Genomic DNA, 18216 nt, shown 5'->3' on the forward strand with positions numbered 1-18216 from the left:
CAGGGTCTGTTTTTGGGGCTGTCTTGCCCTCTATTTAGATATATCTAGAATAGTTTCAGACACGATCAAGAAAGACCACCCCATGCGCCACACCCACCACGCCCCGCACCACCCTCACCACTGCCACGCCCCGCGCGGCGAACACGACGACGGCCTCTCGGGGGGCGGCCGCGGGCTGCGCGGCGGACGCGGCGGCGGCGCGGGCCGGGTGTTCGGCCATGGCGGCTTGCGCTTCGTGCTGCTGCAGCTCATTGCCGACAAGCCCTCGCACGGCTACGAGCTCATCAAGGCGATCGAAGACCGCCTGGGCGGCACCTACGCGCCGAGCCCCGGCGTGGTCTACCCCACGCTCACGCTGCTGGAAGAACTCGGCTACCTGAGCGTGGAAACCGCCGACGTCGGCGGTCGCAAGCGCTACAGCATCACGCCGAGCGGCCAGGAGTTCCTGGCCGCCAACCGCGAAACGGCCGACGCCATGATGGCCCGCATGGCGGGCGGCGTGGACGGCGCCGGCCCGCGCGCCGGACGGCCCCCGCAAGTCACCCGCGCCATCGAGAACCTCAAGCTCGCGATGCGCCTGCGCCTCGGCGGCGCCCCCCTCACCGAACAACAAGCCCACGAATTCGCCGCGGTGCTCGACAGCGCCGCACAACAGCTCGAACGCATTTGAATCAACCTGAAATGACCGACTTCACCACCACCACTTCCTCTGCTACCAACACGCCCGACCGCACGCCGCGCCGCGTGCGCCACGAACTGCACTTTCGCCAACTCACGGTGAAGACCGTGCAGCGCGTGACCCCGCACCTGATCCGCATCACGCTGACCGGCGACGCGCTCGAAGGCTTCACGAGCCCCGGCTTCGACGACCACGCGAAGCTGTTCTTTCCCGATGCCGCCACCGGCCAGCTCACGCTGCCGACCGCCGGCCCCGACGGCCCCGTGTGGCCCGAAGGCGGTCGCCCGGCCATGCGCGACTACACGCCGCGCCGCCACGACGCGCAAGCCAACACGCTGGAGATCGACTTCGCGCTGCACGATGCCGGCCCCGCCACGCAGTGGGCCGAACAGGCCAAGCCCGGCGACATCGTCGGCGTGGGCGGCCCGCGCGGCTCGTTCATCGTGCCGACCGAATTCGACTGGCACCTGCTGATCGGCGACGACACCGCGCTGCCCGCGATCGCACGTCGCCTGGCCGAACTGCCCGCCGGTGCGCGCGTGGTGGTGCTGGCGGAAGTCGACAGCGAGGCCGACGAGATTCCCTTCGAGACGCAGGCCGACCTCACGCTGCGCTGGGTACACCGCCAAGGCGCCGCGCCGGGACTGAGCCCGGTGCTGGTCGACACGCTGAAAGCGATGACGCTGCCGGCTGGCGACTTCCATGCCTGGGTGGGATGCGAATCGGCGATTGCGAAGGCGCTGCGCGCGCACCTCGTGGGTGAGCGCGGTGCGAACCCGAAGTGGGTTCGGGCGTCGGGTTATTGGCGTCGCGGTGCCGTTGCGACGCACGACACCCACGACGAGTGAGTATTGGTATTGCTCCTTCCCCTTCCGGGGGAAGGCTGGGATGGGGGCAAGCGGCCTGCGAAAAGCCGCTGACGGTTGAGGCGCCGCGAGCCCCCACCCCACCCTCCCCCGGAAGGGGAGGGAGAAAGTCGCTCAAAGCCAGCCGACGCGGCGGAAGCGGTAGTACAGATAGCCGCAGGTGCTGACGATCAGCCCCAGCGCCATCGCATACCCATAGCGAAACTTCAGCTCCGGCATGTGCTCGAAGTTCATCCCCCAGATGCCCGCGAACGCCGTGCACACCGCGAAGATGCTGGCCCAGGCGGCCAGCCGCTTCGTCACTTCGCTCTCTTCGATGGTGACCATCGAGAGGTTCACCTGCACCGCCGTGGCGATGGTGTCGCGCACCGCGTCGATCGAGCCGTTGATGCGCACCAGGTGGTCGCCCACGTCGCGAAAGTATTCCTGCGTGCCCACGCAGATCTGCGGCACGCGCCCGCCGTGCAGCTTGCCCGCTGCCTCCACCAATGGCGCCACCGCGCGCTTGAGAATGAGGCTGCGGCGCTTCAGGTCATACAGCTGCTTGATCTTGTCGCGCGCCGCGCCGCCCTGGGCAAAGATCTGCTGCTCGATGGATTCGAGTTCCACCTCGAGCGCGTCGATCACCGGGAAGTAGCGGTCGACCACCGCGTCCATCAGCGCATAGAGCACAAAGCCCGCGCCGTTGCGCAGCAGGTCGGGCTCGCGCTCGCAGCGCTCGCGCACACCCAGAAAGCCCTGCTGGCTGCGGTTGCGCACCGACAGCACGTAGTTCTTGCCGACGAACACGTTGACCTCGCCCACGTTCACGCTGTGCCCGCCCTCGCCTTCTTCTGTCGAGGGCTCGACCAGGTGCATCACGACGAAGAGCGAGTCGCCGTACTCCTCCACTTTGGGCCGCTGATGGCCGTGCTGGGCGTCTTCGACGGCCAGCGGGTGCAGATCGAATTCGTCCTGCATCTGGGCCAGCTCTTCGGGCGTGGCGTCGCTCAGCGCCACCCAGACGAAACAGCCGGCCCGGGAGATGTACTCGCTGATGTCCTCGACGGGAATGTCGGCGAGCTTGGCGCCGTTTTCATAGGCCACGCAATTGATCAGCATCGGGACGCTTCCCTCTTCGAACTTGGAATGAACTCAGGCGGCCGCATCGGTCGGTGCGGTCGCGGCCAGGGCGGCGGTCTCGACCAGTGAGGCCTCGATGGCCTGCGTCTCGCGGTTGAGCAGGGCCAGCCCTTGGTCGGCGAGTGCGCGGTGGCTGGCCACATCGGCCCACAGGCTCGCCGCGGCTTCGGCACACGTCAGCGACGTGAAGCGGATGCGGCCCTTGGCCAGCGCGACGAAGCGCTGCTCGCGCAGCGGATCGGCCCGGTCCCAAGCGCCGCCGATGAGCACGCGCTTGCCGCGCTTGATGCGAGGCTCGCGCTCGGCAAAGAAAGGCAGCTTGGCGCTGACCCAGCCCAGCATGCCGGTGTTCAACGCGGTGTCGAAGGCGGAAGGGGCGGCGTTCGCCTTGGCAAATTCGCGCAGCGTGCCGAGCTGGTAGAGCGCCGGGTCCTTGGCGCCGCCTGTGCCGTCGACGGGCCGGATGACGGACGGGCCGTTGCTTGCGCCCGGGCGCCCTTCGGGCCGTTTCGACTTGCGCAGGTCCGCCAGCTGGGCCGGCGACATGCACAGATACAGCGCCGCGAGTTCAGCGGGCAAGGTGGCGGTGTCCGGGAGCGCGTCCGCTGCAGGGCCTTTGATTTCATCCGACGGGGCCATGGGCGCCTTTGTTCTTCACGCGGGGTTTGCGCCGGGCGATTTTAGGAGCCGCGACGCGAGCCGCCGCCCGCGCCCGGCCGCGTCAGTCGTCGGGTTCGGCCTCCGCGTCCGCTTGGGGCGCCTCGGGCGCATCGGCCGGCAGCCATTGCAGTTCGTCCGGCATGTACGGCTGCGACCAACGCATGCCGTCCAGCCGCACGCGCAGCGTGAGCCCCCGCACGGTGGTCACGGTGCCGGGCTGCCCGCGCGCCAGCACCCTGGCGCCCTTGCGGGCTGGTACCTGAAATCGGTTCCGGATGTCCTCGAAGCTCACTGGGGTCTCCCTCCAAAGTTCTTATGCGCCCGCGCAGTCATGCGCGTGACTACGCTCGGATGCAACTTCCGGATTCAAAGTTCTGAGCGGCACCCACGATGCGCCATCGAACCGCGTCAGTTCCCCACAAAGTTCACATCCTCGGAGCCGGAAAGGTGTTTCGGGGCGCGATGCTGCGCGGGCCGTCTGGACAATGCCGTCCAGACCAGAACAGAAGCACATGACCATCCGGCGATCTCTCCCAGGAAAACAGACCATGAAGACCGACACCGCCATCCGCCACGTCTCCCCGCCGGGTGCCAACCTCTTCCTTGAACTGGGTTTTGCGCCGGCCAAGGCCCGCCGCCTGCAGGCCGCATCGCAGAAGCAGATCGACGACGCGCGGGTCGAAATGCTCAACCGCATCGGCAAGCCGGTCACGCTGACCGTCGGCTGATCCCCGTCCGCCCGTCCCCGATAATCCCCGAGTGAAAACGACGACTGCCCACCCCGCCCCCTCTTCCAGCGACTTCTCCGGGCACACGCCCATGATGGTGCAGTACCTGGGCCTCAAAGCCGACCATCCGGACACGCTGCTGTTCTACCGGATGGGCGATTTCTACGAACTGTTCTGGGCCGACGCCGAAAAGGCCTCGCGCCTGCTCGACATCACGCTCACCCAGCGCGGCCAGTCGGCCGGGCAGCCGGTGCTGATGTGCGGCGTGCCCTTCCACTCGGTCGACACCTACCTCGCGCGGCTCATCAAGCTCGGCGAATCGGTCGCCATCTGCGAGCAGGTGGGCGAGGTCGGTGCCAGCAAGGGGCCGGTCGAGCGCAAGGTGGTGCGGGTGGTCACGCCCGGCACGCTGACCGACTCGGAACTGCTCAACGACAAGAGCGATTCGCTGCTGCTCGCCGTGCATGCGGGCACGCGCAATTTCTGCGGCCTCGCCTGGCTCAGCGTGACGGGCGCCGAGCTGCGGCTGGCCGAGTGCCCGGCCGATGCGCTCGAAACCTGGATCGCGCGCATCGCGCCGAGCGAGTTGCTGTACAGCGCCGAGGTCACGCCCGCTTTCGAGCAGCGCCTGAAGGCCGCGCGCGCGGCCGTGCCGTTCACGCTGTCGCTGCGTCCGGCCTGGCAGTTCGACCCGGGCCTGGGCGAGCGCAAGCTCAGCGAGCAGATGGGCAGCCACAGCCTTGCGGCGTGGAACGCCGAATCGCTCGGCAACGCGCACGCCGCCGCCGCCGCGCTGCTGGGCTATGCCGAGCACACGCAGGGCCGCGCGCTGTCGCACGTGCAGCGCCTGTCGGTGGAGCGCGACGGCGACCTGATCGAGCTGCCGCCCACCACGCGCCGCAACCTCGAGCTGGTGCAGACGCTGCGCGGCGAAGACTCGCCCACGATGTTCTCGCTGCTCGACACCTGCATGACGGGCATGGGCAGCCGACTGCTGAAGCGCTGGCTGCTCTCGCCGCGCCGCGATCGCAGCGAAGCCCAGGGCCGGCTCGACGCCATCGGTGCGCTGCAGTCCCCCGGGCCCGGCGCCACCGCCGCGCCCTGGCGCACGCTGCGCGAGCAGCTGAAGAACACGAGCGACGTGGAACGCATCGCAGCCCGCATCGCGCTGCGCCAGGTGCGCCCGCGCGAACTCGTGGCGCTGCAGCTCGCGCTGTCGAAGGCCGAGCAGCTGGCGCCGCTGCTGCCGGGCGCCGCGGCGCTGTTGGCGCAGATCACCGAACGCCTCGCACCGCCGCCCGGCTGCGCCGACCTGCTGGTGCGCGCGGTCAAGCCCGACCCGTCGGCGCTGGTGCGCGACGGCGGCGTGATCGCCACCGGCCACGACGCCGAGCTCGACGAGCTGCGCGAGATCAGCGAGAACTGCGACGACTTTTTGCTCAAGCTCGAAATCAGCGAGCGCGAGCGCACCGGCATCAGCAACCTGCGCGTGCAGTTCAACCGCGTGCACGGCTTCTACATCGAGGTGACGCAAAGCGCGCTCTCGAAGGTGCCCGACAACTACCGCCGCCGCCAGACGCTGAAGAACGCCGAGCGCTTCATCACGCCCGAGCTGAAGGCTTTTGAAGACAAGGCACTGAGCGCGCAAGACCGCGCACTGGCGCGCGAGAAGTGGCTGTACGAACAGCTGCTCGACGCGCTGCAGCCGTCGGTGCCCGCGCTCACGCAACTGGCCGGCGGCATCGCCGCGCTCGACGCGCTGTGCGCGCTGGCCGAACGCTCGCACACGCTGAACTGGCGCGCGCCGACGTTCGTGTCGCACCCATGCATCGAGATCCAGCAGGGCCGCCACCCGGTGGTGGAGGCGCGGCTGGCCGAGAAGTCGTCGGGCAGCTTCATTGCCAACGACACGCAGATGGGGCCGCAGCAGCGCATGCAAATCATCACCGGCCCGAACATGGGCGGTAAGTCGACCTACATGCGGCAGGTGGCCATCGTCGTGCTGCTGGCGTCCATCGGCTCGCACGTGCCGGCCACGGCCTGCCGCCTCGGGCCGATCGATGCCATTCACACGCGCATCGGCGCGGCCGACGACCTGGCCAACGCGCAGTCGACCTTCATGCTCGAGATGACCGAGGCCGCGCAGATTTTGCACAGCGCCACGGCGCAGTCGCTGGTGCTGATGGACGAAATCGGCCGCGGCACCAGCACCTTCGACGGCCTGGCGCTGGCGGCCGGCATCGCGGCGCAGCTGCACGACCGCAGCAAGGCCTTCACGCTGTTCGCGACCCACTACTTCGAGCTCACCGAATTCCCGGCCACGCACCACGGCGCCGTGAACATGCACGTGAGCGCGACCGAGTCGGGCCGCGACATCGTGTTCCTGCACGAGATGCAGCCAGGCCCGGCCAGCAAGAGCTACGGCATCCAGGTGGCGCGCCTCGCAGGCATGCCCGCCGCGGTGGTCAACCATGCGCGACAGGCGCTCGACGCACTCGAATCGCAGCATGCGCAAACGCGTGCGCAGGTCGACCTGTTCGCGCCCCCGCCCGCCGCCGAAACCCCCATGGTCAGCGCCGTAGAATCCGCGCTGGCTGCCCTCGACCCGGACACCATGAGCCCGCGCGAAGCCCTCGACGCGCTCTATGCCCTCCAGAAACTGAACGCACGTGAACGCAGTACCGCATGAGCGGGCCCAGTTCCTGCAAGGCGAACCCATGACTTATTGCGTAGGCATCAAACTCAACGCCGGCCTGGTGTTTCTCTCCGACTCGCGCACGAACGCGGGCGTGGACCACATCAGCACCTTCCGCAAGATGATCGTCTACGAGCAGCCGGGCGATCGCGTCATGGTGCTGCTGTCGTCGGGCAACCTGAGCATCTCGCAGTCGGTGCGCGAAATTTTGCAGATCGAAGAGCTGCGCGAAACGCGCGAAGACGGCTCGCAGGGCGACCCCATCACCATCTGGAACGCCAAGAGCATGTTCGACGCCGCGCGCGTGCTGGGCTCGGCCGTGCGCCACGTGTACGACCGCGACGCCGAGGCGCTCAAGCATGCGGGCCTCGACTTCAACGTGTCGTTCATCTTCGGCGGGCAGGTCAAGGGCGAAGGCATGCGCCTGTTCCTGGTCTACGCCGCAGGCAACTTCATCGAAGCGACCACCGAGACGCCCTACTTCCAGGTGGGCGAATCGAAGTACGGCAAGCCCGTGCTCGACCGCGTGCTCACACCCGAGACGCCGCTCGACGAAGCCGCCAAGTGCGCGCTGGTGTCGATGGACTCGACCATGAAGTCGAACCTGTCCGTGGGCCTGCCGCTCGACCTGGTGGTGTACGAGGCCAACAAGCTCGAGACCGACCGCGTGATCTGCATCGACGCCGACAACCCCTACTACCGCATGATGCACAACAGCTGGGGCCAGAAGCTGCGCGAAGTGTTCGACAGCATCGAAGACCCGGTGTGGGACGACAGCGTCACCGACCACCCGCTGCGGATGCCGGCCACGCGCCACAGCCCGCTGCGAAAAATCTCGACCCCCGACGAAAAGCTCATCTGAAACTGTCCGTGCCTCCTGTCATCTTTTCGCACGGCAACAGCTTTCCGGCGAGCACCTACCGCGTCGTTCTCGACAGCCTTCGCAACCGGGGCTTCGAGGTCGACGCCATCGAGAAATTCGGGCACGACCCGAAGTACCCCGTCACCGACAACTGGCCGCACCTGGTGCAGCAGCTGGCCGACTTCGCCAAGCTGCGCGCCGACCGCGCGGGCGGCCCGGTGTTCCTCATCGGCCATTCGCTGGGCGGCTTCCTGAGCCTGATGTGCGCGGCGCGCCACCCCGAGCTGGCGCGCGGCGTGCTGCTGATCGATTCGCCGATCCTCGGCGGCTGGCGCGCGAACACGCTCAACGTGGTCAAGCGCACGCCGTTCATGAAGAGCATGTCGCCCGGCGCCACCAGCCGCAAGCGCCGCAACAGCTGGGAGCACCGCGAGGCGGTGTTCGAGCACTTCCGCAGCAAGAAGGCATTCGCGAAGTGGGACGAGCAGGTGCTGCACGACTACATCGACCACGGCACCTTCGACAGCGAAGACACGCGCGCCCTGAGCTTCGACCGCGACGTGGAAACCGCCATCTACAACACCCTGCCCCACACGCTGGGCGGGCTGCTGCGCCGCCATCCGCTGAAGTGCAAGGTGGCGTTCATCGGCGGACGCCAGTCGGTCGAGATGAAGCAGGTCGGCATGGCGATGACCGAGCAGGTCACCAAGGGCCGCATCACCATGCTCGACGGCAGCCACCTGTTTCCGATGGAAAAGCCGCTGGCCACTGCGGCGGCCATCGAGGCTTCGCTGCGCAACCTGATGTAGTGATTCAGGCGGTGTCACTGCCCACGCGGCAGGCGACAACATCGCCGACGCGCAGCAGACCGCCACGCAGCACCCGCGCCGTCACGCCGCCATGCCCGCGCATGGCGTTGTAGCCACCGGCGCCCAGCAGTTCTTCCATGCGCGAGCAAGGCTCGCAGGGCCCGGTGATCTCGAGCAGCACATCGGGCCCGAGCGCCAGCACCAGCGGCTGGTCGCGAAACAGCGACCGCGCCGCCAGCAGGTTCAGGCCCGATACGACGAGGTTGCGGCGCAGCAGGCCGGCGTCGACACCCTCCATGCGCTGCGCGAGCGCCGCGATGACCGGCAGGTGCTCCGCCTGGATCAGCGTGACCTGCCGCTTGCCACCGCCGCGCCCGGCGCTGCTGCGGTCGCCTGCCAGGCCCAGCGCTTCGATCGCCAGCACCTCCGTCACCGATTCGACAGGCGCACGCCGTGCGGGGCGCAGCAGGATGGCGTCGAGCCGGCCAGGGTGCGGGAACTGCCGGGTCAGGGCGTGGAGGTCGGGCATGCGCCGCATTGTCCACGCGGACTTTTTTTGCGCGCTGCTGTCGGCCCGCCGCATACTGGCGCGTCCTTGGGGTTGAACCTTCCTCCGTCGAAGGAACAGAAGCGACACCGCACCGCGCCGACGATGACCACCACCGAGCTGAGCTGGATCGCCACCACGCTGACCGCCGCGCGCCCGCGCGCGGTGGCGGCGCTGCTGCGCTACTTCCGCGACCTGGACACGGCCGAGGAAGGTTTCCAGGAAGCCAGCCTGCGCGCGCTGCGGCACTGGCCCGAGCACGGCCCGCCCGACGATCCGCTGGCGTGGCTGATCCTCGTGGGGCGCAACGCAGCGCTCGACGAGCTGCGGCGGCGCGACCGGCACGATCCGCTGCCTGGAGGCGATGACGGCGACGCGGACGCGGCCCTCGATACCGACCTCGCCGAACAGCTCGACCAGTCGCACTACCGCGATGACGTGCTGCGCCTGCTCTTCGTCTGCTGCCACCCCGCACTGCCGCTCGCGCAACAGATCGCGCTCGCACTGCGCATCGTCTCGGGACTTTCGGTGCCGGAGATCGCGCGCGCCTTCCTCGTCGGCGAGCGTGCGATGGAACAGCGCATCACGCGCGCCAAGCAGCGCGTGGCCGCGGCCGGCCTGTCCTTCGATGCGCCCGGTGTGCGCGAACGCGGCGAGCGGCTGGCGGCCGTGGGCGCGGTGGTCTACCTGCTGTTCAACGAAGGCTATGCGGCCAGCGGCGGCACGGCCCATGTGCGCGCCGCGCTGTGCGAAGAGGCGATCCGGCTCGCGCGCCTGCTGTGCGCGCTGTTCCCCGACGAGCCCGAGGCCGCCGGCCTGTGCGCCCTGCTGCTGTTGCAGCACGCGCGCGCCGAGGCGCGGCTCGACGCCGACGGCATGATCGTGCTGCTCGAAGACCAGGACCGCACACGCTGGCATCGCGAGGCGATCGACGAAGGCCTGGCGCTGCTCGACGCCGCGCTGCGCCAGCGCCGCATCGGACCTTATCAACTGCAGGCGGCCATCGCGGCCACACACGCGCGGGCTGCACGCGCGGCCGACACCGACTGGGCCGAGATCGATCGGCTCTACGCCGGGCTCGAACGGCTGCAGCCCTCGCCCGTGGTAACGCTCAACCGCGCGGTGGCTGTGGCGAAGGTGCGCGGGCCCGAGGCGGCGCTGGCGATGGTCGATGCGCTGGCGGTTCCTCTGTCGGCGTACTTTCATTTCCACGGCCTGCGCGGCGGCCTGCTGACGCAACTGGGCCGCGCCGACGAGGCGCGCCGCGCCTTTGCCGACGCGCTCGCGCTGGCCCGCACCGCCGCCGAAGCCGCGCACATCCGCCTGCTGCTCGACCGCCTCCGTGCGGACCCCGCTTCCGACACCCTCCACGCAAAGGACGAACGATGCTCTATTCCATCCTGATCTACGGTTCCGAAGCTGCAGCGGCCGGCTGGGCGCCCGAGGTCGAAGACGAGATGCTCGAGCGCCACACCGACCTGCGCGACGAGCTGCAGGCCGCGGGTCGGCTCGGCACCGTGCTGCGCCTGATGCCAGACACCGCCACCACGGTGCGGCACGCCGGCGCCGCCCACCCGCTGGTGACCGACGGGCCCTTCGCCGAGACGAAGGAGCAGCTGATGGGCCTCTACATCGTCGAGTGCGAGTCGCTCGAAGAGGCGCGGCATGCGGCGCGGCGGCTGGACTTCGAGGGCGGCGTGTTCGAGATCCGTCCGGTCACCTGGTACGACCCGGGCGTGATCGCGCCGCGCATTCCGCAAGTCTGAGAAGAAAAAAACACGCCGCACTGTCGGATCGGTGGGGCCTGCGCCGTCCTTGGAACGAGCGCCTGCATGTCGCGGGCGCCACTCACTCCAAGGAGAAACGCCCATGCCCTCGAACGTTCTGTCTTTGAAAGACCGCTGCGCCGTGATCCACGGCGGCAGCGGAGCCCTCGGCGGTGCCGTAGCCCGTGCCTTTGCGCGCGAAGGCGCCCATTTGTTCGTCACCGGCCGCCGCCGCGACAAGCTCGATGCGGTGGTGCAAGACATCACCGCATCCGGCGGCCACGCACAGGCCGCGGTGGTCGATGCGCTGGACGAAACCGCCATGCTGCGCCACGCGGCCGAGGTCGCCGAGCAGGCCGGCGGCATCGACCTCGCGTTCAACGCCGTCGGCATCTTCCACGTGCAGGGCCGGCCGCTGGCCGAGCTGTCGCTGGAGGACTACTTCGTCCCCGTCCATGCCTACACGCGCAGCAACTTCCTCACCGCCAAGGCCGTGGCGCCGCACATGGCGGCGCGCGGCGGGGGCGTGATCCTGTCGGTGTCGACGCCGGCCTCCCGCCTACCCGGTCCCGGGTACCTCGGGCATGCCGTGGCCTGCGCCGGCGTGGAGGGGCTCGCGCGCCACATGGCGGGCGAACTGGCAGCCTTTCGCATCCGCACCGCCTGCATCCGCTCGCACGCCATTCCCGAGGCGGCGGCCGCGGGCTCGCACAGCGGCGAGGTGTTTCGCCCGGCCGCCGAGCGCATGGGCCTCACGGTCGCGCAGATGCTGGCCGAGCGGCCCGAGGGCCTGCTGGTCGAACGCTTGCCCTCGCTGGACCAGTTCGCGGCCACCGCCGTGTTCCTGGCCTCGCCGCTGGCCGGGGCCATGACGGGGGCAATAGTCAACCTGAGCGGAGGGGTCATCCTCGATTAGGGTTGTCGGCGCTTTGAATTAACATCAAGATACAAATAGGAACTTTAGAAACAGTCGTTTCATTTAAGAAAAAACGTTGCACCACGTACACCACGGCTCAAAAATGTCGTCCTATGTCTGCCCCTCTTCTGGAAGACGTTGAAGTGGTCTCGCTGAGCCCTGCGCTGGTCGTCGAAGACGATCCGGCGATGCGCGAGCGGCTGGCGTACGTGCTCTCGACGCTGGGCTGCGACGAGCCGCAGATCGCCTGGGCCGACAGCGTGGCCGCCGCCCGCTCGCTGCTGGAGCAGCAGCAGCATTTCGGCGTGGCACTGGTGGACATCGGCCTGCCCGACGGCAGCGGTGTCGACCTGATCGACTGGATGCATGTGCACCGCCCGCTCGTGCCCGCGGTGGTGATCTCGGCCTGGCGCACCGAGGCCGTGATCTTTGCCGCGCTGCGTGCCGGCGCCATCGGCTACCTGCTGAAGGAACGCGACGACCTGGAGCTCAGCATCGCGCTGCGCAGCATCGAGCAAGGCGGCGCACCGATCGACCCGGCCATCGCGCGACGCATCCTCGGCTGGGTGGCGGCGCAGTTGCCCGCCCCGCCACCGCCCTTCGACGAGCCGACGCTGGCCCCCGTCGCACTCACGCCGCGCGAGCGCAAAATCCTCGAGCTCGTGTCGCAAGGGATGAGCAACCGCGACATGGCGGAAGCGCTGTCGATCTCCAGACTGACCGTGGAATGCCACACCAAGAACATCTACCGCAAGCTGGCCGTCAACTCGCGCACCGAGGCGATCTACCAGGGTCGAAGGCAAGGCCTGCTGCGCTGAGGTTCGTCTTCGCGGGCCTCATGCTGTGGGCCCTGTGGCTGCTGCTCTCGACGGGCAGCGCACACGCACAAACACCTGGGGTTCCCGAACTGCGCGCCGAAGCCGCACGCGGCACCGGCTGGGACGACACCGCTCCACCCGCCGACGGCTGGACGCCCGTCGCCCTGCCCGACAGCTGGGCCACGCGCTGGCCCGGCTTCGACGGCGTGGTCTGGTACCGGCTGACCTGGGAGCAGCCCGCGCCGGTGACCGAGTCGGGATTGCTGCTGCACTACTTGAACATGGCCGGCGAGGTGTCGCTCAACGGCACCACGATCTGGCGCGACCGCAGCCTGGTCGAGCCGCTCACGCGCGCATGGAACTCGCCGCGCTACTGGTTATTGGCCGCGCCGCAGCTGCGCGCCGGCACCAACACGCTGCTGGTGCGCGTGTCGGGCCTGTCGGCCTACCAAGCCGGGCTGGGGCCGGTCAGCCTGGGCACGCCCGCGGCCATGCAGGCGGAGTTCGGCCGCGAGCAGCTCATGCGGCGCGACCTGCAGGTGTTCGGCCTCGCGACCAGCGCCGCGGTGTCGGCCTTCTTCGCGGCGTGGTGGCTGCTGCGCCGGCGCGAGACGGCCTACGGCTGGTTCGCCGCGATGTCGGTGCTGTGGCTGCTGTTCGGCTACAACCAGATCGCCACCAGCCCCTGGCCCTTCGCCAGCAACCACAGCTGGCAGGCGCTGAACACCTCGCTGCTGCTGTTCTTCAGCATGTCGTATGGCGTGTTCGTGCTGCGATTTGCGGAGCGGCGCCTGCCGCGCCTCGAAATCGCGGCGTTCGCGGTGGCAACGATCGGCGTGCTCGACCTGTGGTTTGCAGGTACCGCGAGCCTGCCCACCCACCGGGCGATCTGGACCCTGATGGGCGGCCTCACGATCATCGGGGTGAACAGCGCCGGCATCTTCCATGCACTGCGTTACCGCGGCAGCCCGATGCGTTCGCTCGCGCCGTTCATGGCGGTGTCGGCGCTCACGGGCGCACACGACCTGCTGGTGTTCACGCAGGTGATCGACAGCAACATCTACTACACGACCATGTCCTCGTACGTGCTGCTGCTGGGCATGGCGCTCACGCAAGCCGGGCGCTTCGTGCAGAGCCTGAAGCGCATCGAGAACTTCAACACCGAGTTGATCGAGGAAGTGAACGCCGCCAAGGCCGAGCTGGCGGCCACGCTCGCGCAACAGCACGCACTCGAGTTGGCGCACGCGCGCATCGGCGAGCGCGTGAACCTGGTGAGCGACCTGCACGACGGCCTCGGCGGCATGCTCGTGGGCAGCATCGCGACGCTGGAGCGCACGCCCGACAACCTCAGCGCCCCGCAGCTGCTGGCCATGCTCAAGAGCCTGCGCGACGACCTGCGGCTGATCATCGATGCCACCGGCCGCGACGACGGTGCGCGCGCACTCGGCGAGCTGCTCGCGCCGCTGCGCTACCGCAGTGCGCAACTGCTCGACGCCAACGGCATCGACTGCCGCTGGAAGGTCTCGGGCATCGACACCCTCGAACTAGCGCCTTCGCAGAGCCTGGACCTCATGCGCTTCCTGCAGGAGGCGCTGACCAACGTGCTCAAGCACAGCGCAGGCCGACGCGTGGACGTGACGGTGGCGCGCGCGGGCGCCGAACTGCAGCTCAGTGTGCGCGACGACGGCCACGGTTTCGCGGTTCACAGCGTGAGCGGCGGCGCGGGCTTGCGCAATTTGCAGGCGCGGGCGCGCCGCCTGGGCGCGGAGCTTCAGTTGCAGTCGCAGCCGGGCGACACGCAGGTGGTGCTGCTGATGCCTTTGGGCGGTGCGGCTACTTGACCAGCGCCAGCGTGCCCTTCATGAGCGACGCGTGTCCGGGGAACGAGCAGAACCACGCATAGCTGTCGCCGGCCTTGAGCTTGGCCACATCGAAGCTCACGGCATCGGTCTCGCCGCCGCCGATGACCTTCGAATGCGCGATGACGCGCGCATCGCCCGGTTTCACATAGGCCTTGTCCAACCCCGCACCGATGCCGTCCGCCGCCACGCCTGGTGCGTCAGCGGCCTTGCTCAACACCCAGTTGTGGCCCATCGAAGCCTTGGGCAGCTTGCCGACGTGCTTGAGCTTCACGGTGAACTGCTTGCAGCTGGCCGGGACCGCGATGGCGGTCTTGTTGAACTGCATCGCGTCGTTGCCTTCGATCTCGATGTCGCAGGTGGTGGCCAGCACGGGGCCGGCCAGCAGCGCCGTGAAAAGCAGGGCCGCGGTGGTTCTCGTCTTCATCACATGGTTCCTTCGGTGAGGTGCCGATTCGGCACGCCCCACTGTGCGGTGGGCATGCCGCGGAACACTTGCGATGGATCAATGCGCGCCGCGAAAGCCTCAGAGTTCGAGCACCAACCGCCCTTCGCATGCACGCGAACAGCAAGCCATCATCTTCGTGTTCGCATCGCGCTCGCTGCGCGTGAGCACCACGTCGCGGTGATCGACCTTGCCGGCCAGCACGCGCACTTCGCACGAACCGCACAGCCCTTCTTCGCAGTCGCTCTGCACATCGACATTGGCGGCACGCAGCGCCGTCAGCAAGGTCTGGTCGGGCGGCACGGTGATGACGAGGCCGGAGTCTTTCAGCTCCACCTCGAAGGCATGTTCCTTCGACGGGTCGAGCGTGGCCAGCGTCGATTCGAAATGCTCCACGCGCAACGCGCCCTCGGGCCACGCGGCGCAGCAGTCTTCGAGCGCTTCAAGCATGCGCAGCGGGCCGCAGGCATACACCTGTGCGCCGGGCACGGGCGTCGCGAGCAACGCACGCAGGTCGTTGCGCCGGCCTTCGTCGGCTGCATGCACGTGCAGGCGTTCGCCATGCAGTGCGGCCAGCTCGTCGACGAAGGCCATGGTGGCGCGGCTGCGGCCGCTGTAGTACAGCGCGTAGTCCATGCCCAACGCCTTCGCGCGTCGCGCCATCGCGCTCACGGGCGTGATGCCGATGCCGCCGGCGATGAAGATCGCCTTCGCGAGCGACTCGTCGAGCCGGAAGTGGTTGCGCGGGCCGCGAATGCGCAGGCGGTCGCCCACCTTCACGTTCGCATGCACCCAGGCCGAGCCGCCGCGGCCTTCGGGCTCGTGCAGCACGGCGATCTCCAGCGCGTGGGCTTCGTCGGGGTCGCCGCACAGCGAGTACTGGCGCGACAGCTCGGGCGTGCCGCATTCGACGTCGATGTGCGAGCCCGGCGTCCAGCGCGGCAACGGCTTGCCGTCGGGCGACACCAGGCGCAGCCGCACGATGCCGTCGGCCACCGGCGTCACGCGCTCGACCATCACGGGCCGCGCGATGGCGTGCGCCGACGGCTCGCCGATGCGCACGGGCACCTGCACGTCGCGCAGGCCCGCGTTGGCGCGCTCGGGGTTGGCGCGCGCGTCCCACTCGACCCACAGGTGCTCGGGCCCGCGGAACGAGGTGTTGGGCACGTAGCTGAAGCGTTGTTCCGACAGGCGCATGTGCGGCAGGCGGCGCGTGAACTCCTCCAGGAAGATCTGCATCTCCATGCGCGCCAGGTTCTTGCCCATGCACTGGTGCGAGCCGTAGCCGAAGGTCAGGTGGTCGCTGGCGTTGTCGCGGCGGATGTCGAACAGGTCGGCATCGGCGAAGTGGCCTTCGTCGTGGTTGGCCGACGAGGTGACGATCAACAGGCGCGAGCCCGCCGGCAGGTCGACGCCGCCGACCTGCGTGTCTTGCGTGACGATCCGGCGCCAGGCGGCCACCGAGCCGTTGTGGCGCAGGCACTCTTCCACCGCATTGGGAATGAGGCCGGGGTCGTCACACAGTTCCTGCCACACCTGCGGATGCTGCAGCAGCAGCTTCACGGCATTGGCGGTGGCGTTGGCGGTGGTCTCATGCGCGGCGACGATGCCGGCCATCATCATCGAGTGCAGGTACGAGTCGGTGACGACCTCGGGGTGCTGCATCTGCTTGCGGATGCCGTACTGCATCCAGCCCGGTGCATCGGGGTCCTGGCGCATCTTGTCGAGCACCTTGCCGGCGTACTGCCAGAAGTTGCCGACGGCATGCGCCACAGCGACCTGCTCTTCGGGCTTGGGGCGGCCCCAGGTGTTGACGGTGTGCGCGATGGAATATTGGCGCAGCGTGTCCATGTCTTCCTCGGGCACGCCGAGAAAGTGCAGCGCCACTGTGAGCGGAATTTCCCACAGCATCTGGTCGACGAGATCGGCACGGCCGTCGTCGATGAAGCGGTCGACATAGCTGCGCGCCAGTTCGCGCACCAGCGGCTCGTGGTGCTTCAGCGCCTCGGGCGTGAACGGGTCCATGAGCGCGCGGCGGCGCGGCATGTGGGCCGGCTCGTCCTCGTTCACCAGCGTGCGGTTGAGCGCAAAGCCGTAGCTTGCGAGCACGGCATTGGCTTCGTCGCCGGTGGGCGTGATCTTCTCCAGCGCGTTCGACGGGCTGAAGGTGAGGTTGTCGCGGAACACCGCCTTGATGTCGTCGTAGCGCGTGATCACCCAGTAGCCCAGCTTGGGGCTGTAGAAGATCGGCTCCTGCTCACGGGCCCAGCGCACGTACTCGGGCGGGTCTTGCTGGTAGCCGTCTTCGAAGGGGTCGAACTCGGCGGCGCGCTGGCTTACGGGGCAGCCGGTGGGCGTGCTGTGCGACGAGAGCGCCCCGTGCGCGACGGGGCAGCCGGAAGTGCGAGAAGGCATGGCGGTGTCGGACATGGCTGCAGACTCAGTCGAGCGTGATCTTCAGGTCGCGGATCAGCTTGTGCCAGCGCGCGGTCTCGGCCTTCAGCAGCTCGGTGTACTGCGCGGGCGTGTTGCCCACGGGCTCGACGCCGAAGTCGACCATGCGCTTGTTCACCGAGGGCTCGTGGATGGCCGCCACCAGCTGGCGGTTGAGCGTGTTCACCACGTCGGCCGGCGTGGCCGCGGGCACCACCACGCCGACCAGCGCGGCGGCCTCGACGTTCTTGTAGCCGAGCTCGGCGAAGGTGGGCACGTCGGGCAGCTGCGGCAGGCGCGTGGGGTTGGCCACGGCCAGCGCGCGCACCTTGCCGCCCTTGATGAAGCCGGCGCCGGCGGCCATGTCGACCATCATGGCCGGGAGCTGTCCGCCGACCACGTCGGCCAGCGCGGGTGCTGCGCCGCGGTACGGCACGTGGACCATGAAGAGCTTGGCCTCGACCTTCAGCAGCTCCATTGCCAGGTGGTGCGGGCTGCCCGCGCCGGCCGAGGCGTAGTTGATGCCGCCCGGCTTGGCCTTGGCCTGCGCGATGAAGTCCTTGGCGCTGGCAAAGCCCGAGTTGGCGCCGACCACCAGGATCATCGGGAACTTGCCCATGAGCGTGACGGGGGCCAGGTCTTTGGTGGGGCTGTAGCTCAGCGACTTGTACAGCGCGGGGTTGAACACCAGCGTGCCGTTGTCGGCCGAGAGCACGGTGTAGCCGTCGGCCGGCGCGCGTGCGGTTTCAGCGGCGGCCAGCGCGGTGTTGCCGCCCGGCTTGTTGTCCACCAGCACCGGCTGGCCAACCTGGGTCGACAGCGTCTGGGCGACGGTGCGCGCGAGGAAGTCGGAGCCGCCGCCGGCCGCGTAGGGCACGAGCCAGCGGATCGGCTTGGCGGGGAAAGCGGTCTGGGCGCTGGCGGCAGTGGCCAGGGCAGCGAGGGACAGGACCGCAAGGCCGCGGGCGAAGTGCATCTTCATCGGGTGTCTCCGGAGTGGATATTGTGTAT

18 protein-coding genes are annotated in these 18216 nt (G+C 68.7%); 11 read left to right on the forward strand and 7 right to left on the reverse strand.

Going from position 1 to position 18216, the window contains the following annotated elements:
* The first annotated feature begins 82 nt into the window (after nucleotides 1-82).
* Nucleotides 83-670, forward strand: a complete 588-nt coding sequence (locus IG196_RS20540; RefSeq protein WP_192192778.1) for a PadR family transcriptional regulator — start codon at nucleotides 83-85, stop codon at nucleotides 668-670.
* Between the two features lie 11 nt (nucleotides 671-681).
* A complete protein-coding gene (locus IG196_RS20545) occupies nucleotides 682-1527 on the forward strand; it encodes a siderophore-interacting protein (protein ID WP_192192779.1) in 846 nt (281 codons plus the stop codon).
* A 132-nt stretch (nucleotides 1528-1659) separates the two neighbouring features.
* Here IG196_RS20545 and corA read toward each other — a convergent pair whose 3' ends face one another.
* From corA to IG196_RS20560, 3 genes are all read right to left on the reverse strand, one after another.
* Nucleotides 1660-2646, reverse strand: a complete 987-nt coding sequence (gene corA / locus IG196_RS20550; RefSeq protein WP_192192780.1) for a magnesium/cobalt transporter CorA — start codon at nucleotides 2644-2646, stop codon at nucleotides 1660-1662.
* 33 nt (nucleotides 2647-2679) lie between these two features.
* A complete protein-coding gene (locus tag IG196_RS20555; protein WP_225616748.1) occupies nucleotides 2680-3246 on the reverse strand; it encodes a hypothetical protein in 567 nt (188 codons plus the stop codon).
* A 142-nt stretch (nucleotides 3247-3388) separates the two neighbouring features.
* Nucleotides 3389-3619, reverse strand: coding sequence for a polysaccharide deacetylase (locus IG196_RS20560; RefSeq protein ID WP_192192782.1), 231 nt, complete (start codon nucleotides 3617-3619; stop codon nucleotides 3389-3391).
* Between the two features lie 256 nt (nucleotides 3620-3875).
* On the opposite strand from IG196_RS20560, the gene IG196_RS20565 reads away from it, so the two are divergent.
* The 4 genes from IG196_RS20565 to IG196_RS20580 are packed head-to-tail and all read left to right on the forward strand — an operon-like array spanning nucleotide 3876 to nucleotide 8421.
* On the forward strand, nucleotides 3876-4055 hold the full coding sequence (locus IG196_RS20565) for a hypothetical protein (protein ID WP_101489597.1): 180 nt from the start codon (nucleotides 3876-3878) through the stop codon (nucleotides 4053-4055).
* A 31-nt stretch (nucleotides 4056-4086) separates the two neighbouring features.
* Entirely contained in the window at nucleotides 4087-6744 is a 2658-nt protein-coding gene (gene mutS / locus IG196_RS20570; RefSeq protein ID WP_192192783.1) for a DNA mismatch repair protein MutS, read from the forward strand.
* 28 nt (nucleotides 6745-6772) lie between these two features.
* Nucleotides 6773-7612: a proteasome-type protease gene (locus tag IG196_RS20575; RefSeq protein ID WP_101489595.1), complete on the forward strand. Its 840-nt coding sequence runs from the start codon at nucleotides 6773-6775 to the stop codon at nucleotides 7610-7612.
* Between the two features lie 2 nt (nucleotides 7613-7614).
* Complete coding sequence (locus IG196_RS20580; RefSeq protein ID WP_192197101.1) at nucleotides 7615-8421, forward strand: alpha/beta fold hydrolase; 807 nt, start codon at nucleotides 7615-7617, stop codon at nucleotides 8419-8421.
* 4 nt (nucleotides 8422-8425) lie between these two features.
* Here IG196_RS20580 and IG196_RS20585 read toward each other — a convergent pair whose 3' ends face one another.
* The gene (locus IG196_RS20585) at nucleotides 8426-8950 is read right to left on the reverse strand and encodes an MOSC domain-containing protein (protein ID WP_192192784.1); all 525 of its coding nucleotides are present in this window, start codon (nucleotides 8948-8950) and stop codon (nucleotides 8426-8428) included.
* A gap of 123 nt (nucleotides 8951-9073) precedes the next feature.
* On the opposite strand from IG196_RS20585, the gene IG196_RS20590 reads away from it, so the two are divergent.
* From IG196_RS20590 to IG196_RS20610, 5 genes are all read left to right on the forward strand, one after another.
* On the forward strand, nucleotides 9074-10372 hold the full coding sequence (locus IG196_RS20590) for an RNA polymerase sigma factor (protein WP_192192785.1): 1299 nt from the start codon (nucleotides 9074-9076) through the stop codon (nucleotides 10370-10372).
* A complete protein-coding gene (locus tag IG196_RS20595; protein ID WP_099791208.1) occupies nucleotides 10354-10734 on the forward strand; it encodes a YciI family protein in 381 nt (126 codons plus the stop codon). The genes IG196_RS20590 and IG196_RS20595 overlap by 19 nt, the downstream gene beginning before the upstream one ends.
* Nucleotides 10735-10837: 103 nt before the next feature.
* Nucleotides 10838-11650, forward strand: a complete 813-nt coding sequence (locus IG196_RS20600; RefSeq protein WP_192192786.1) for an SDR family NAD(P)-dependent oxidoreductase — start codon at nucleotides 10838-10840, stop codon at nucleotides 11648-11650.
* Between the two features lie 113 nt (nucleotides 11651-11763).
* A complete protein-coding gene (locus IG196_RS20605; RefSeq protein ID WP_192192787.1) occupies nucleotides 11764-12468 on the forward strand; it encodes a response regulator transcription factor in 705 nt (234 codons plus the stop codon).
* A gap of 20 nt (nucleotides 12469-12488) precedes the next feature.
* Nucleotides 12489-14309, forward strand: a complete 1821-nt coding sequence (locus IG196_RS20610) for an ATP-binding protein (protein ID WP_225616749.1) — start codon at nucleotides 12489-12491, stop codon at nucleotides 14307-14309.
* Here IG196_RS20610 and azu read toward each other — a convergent pair.
* The 3 genes from azu to IG196_RS20625 form a co-directional block, all read right to left on the reverse strand.
* Complete coding sequence (azu, locus tag IG196_RS20615) at nucleotides 14302-14754, reverse strand: azurin (RefSeq protein WP_192192789.1); 453 nt, start codon at nucleotides 14752-14754, stop codon at nucleotides 14302-14304. The two genes, IG196_RS20610 and azu, sit on opposite strands and share 8 nt — an antisense overlap.
* Nucleotides 14755-14853: 99 nt before the next feature.
* A complete protein-coding gene (locus IG196_RS20620; RefSeq protein ID WP_192192790.1) occupies nucleotides 14854-17202 on the reverse strand; it encodes a cytochrome P450/oxidoreductase in 2349 nt (782 codons plus the stop codon).
* A 10-nt stretch (nucleotides 17203-17212) separates the two neighbouring features.
* Entirely contained in the window at nucleotides 17213-18187 is a 975-nt protein-coding gene (locus IG196_RS20625; RefSeq protein ID WP_192192791.1) for a Bug family tripartite tricarboxylate transporter substrate binding protein, read from the reverse strand.
* Between the last annotated feature and the right edge of the window lie 29 nt (nucleotides 18188-18216).

The sequence above is a fragment of the Variovorax sp. 38R genome (assembly GCF_014843395.1).
GTDB classification, from domain to species: domain Bacteria; phylum Pseudomonadota; class Gammaproteobacteria; order Burkholderiales; family Burkholderiaceae_C; genus Variovorax; species Variovorax paradoxus_H.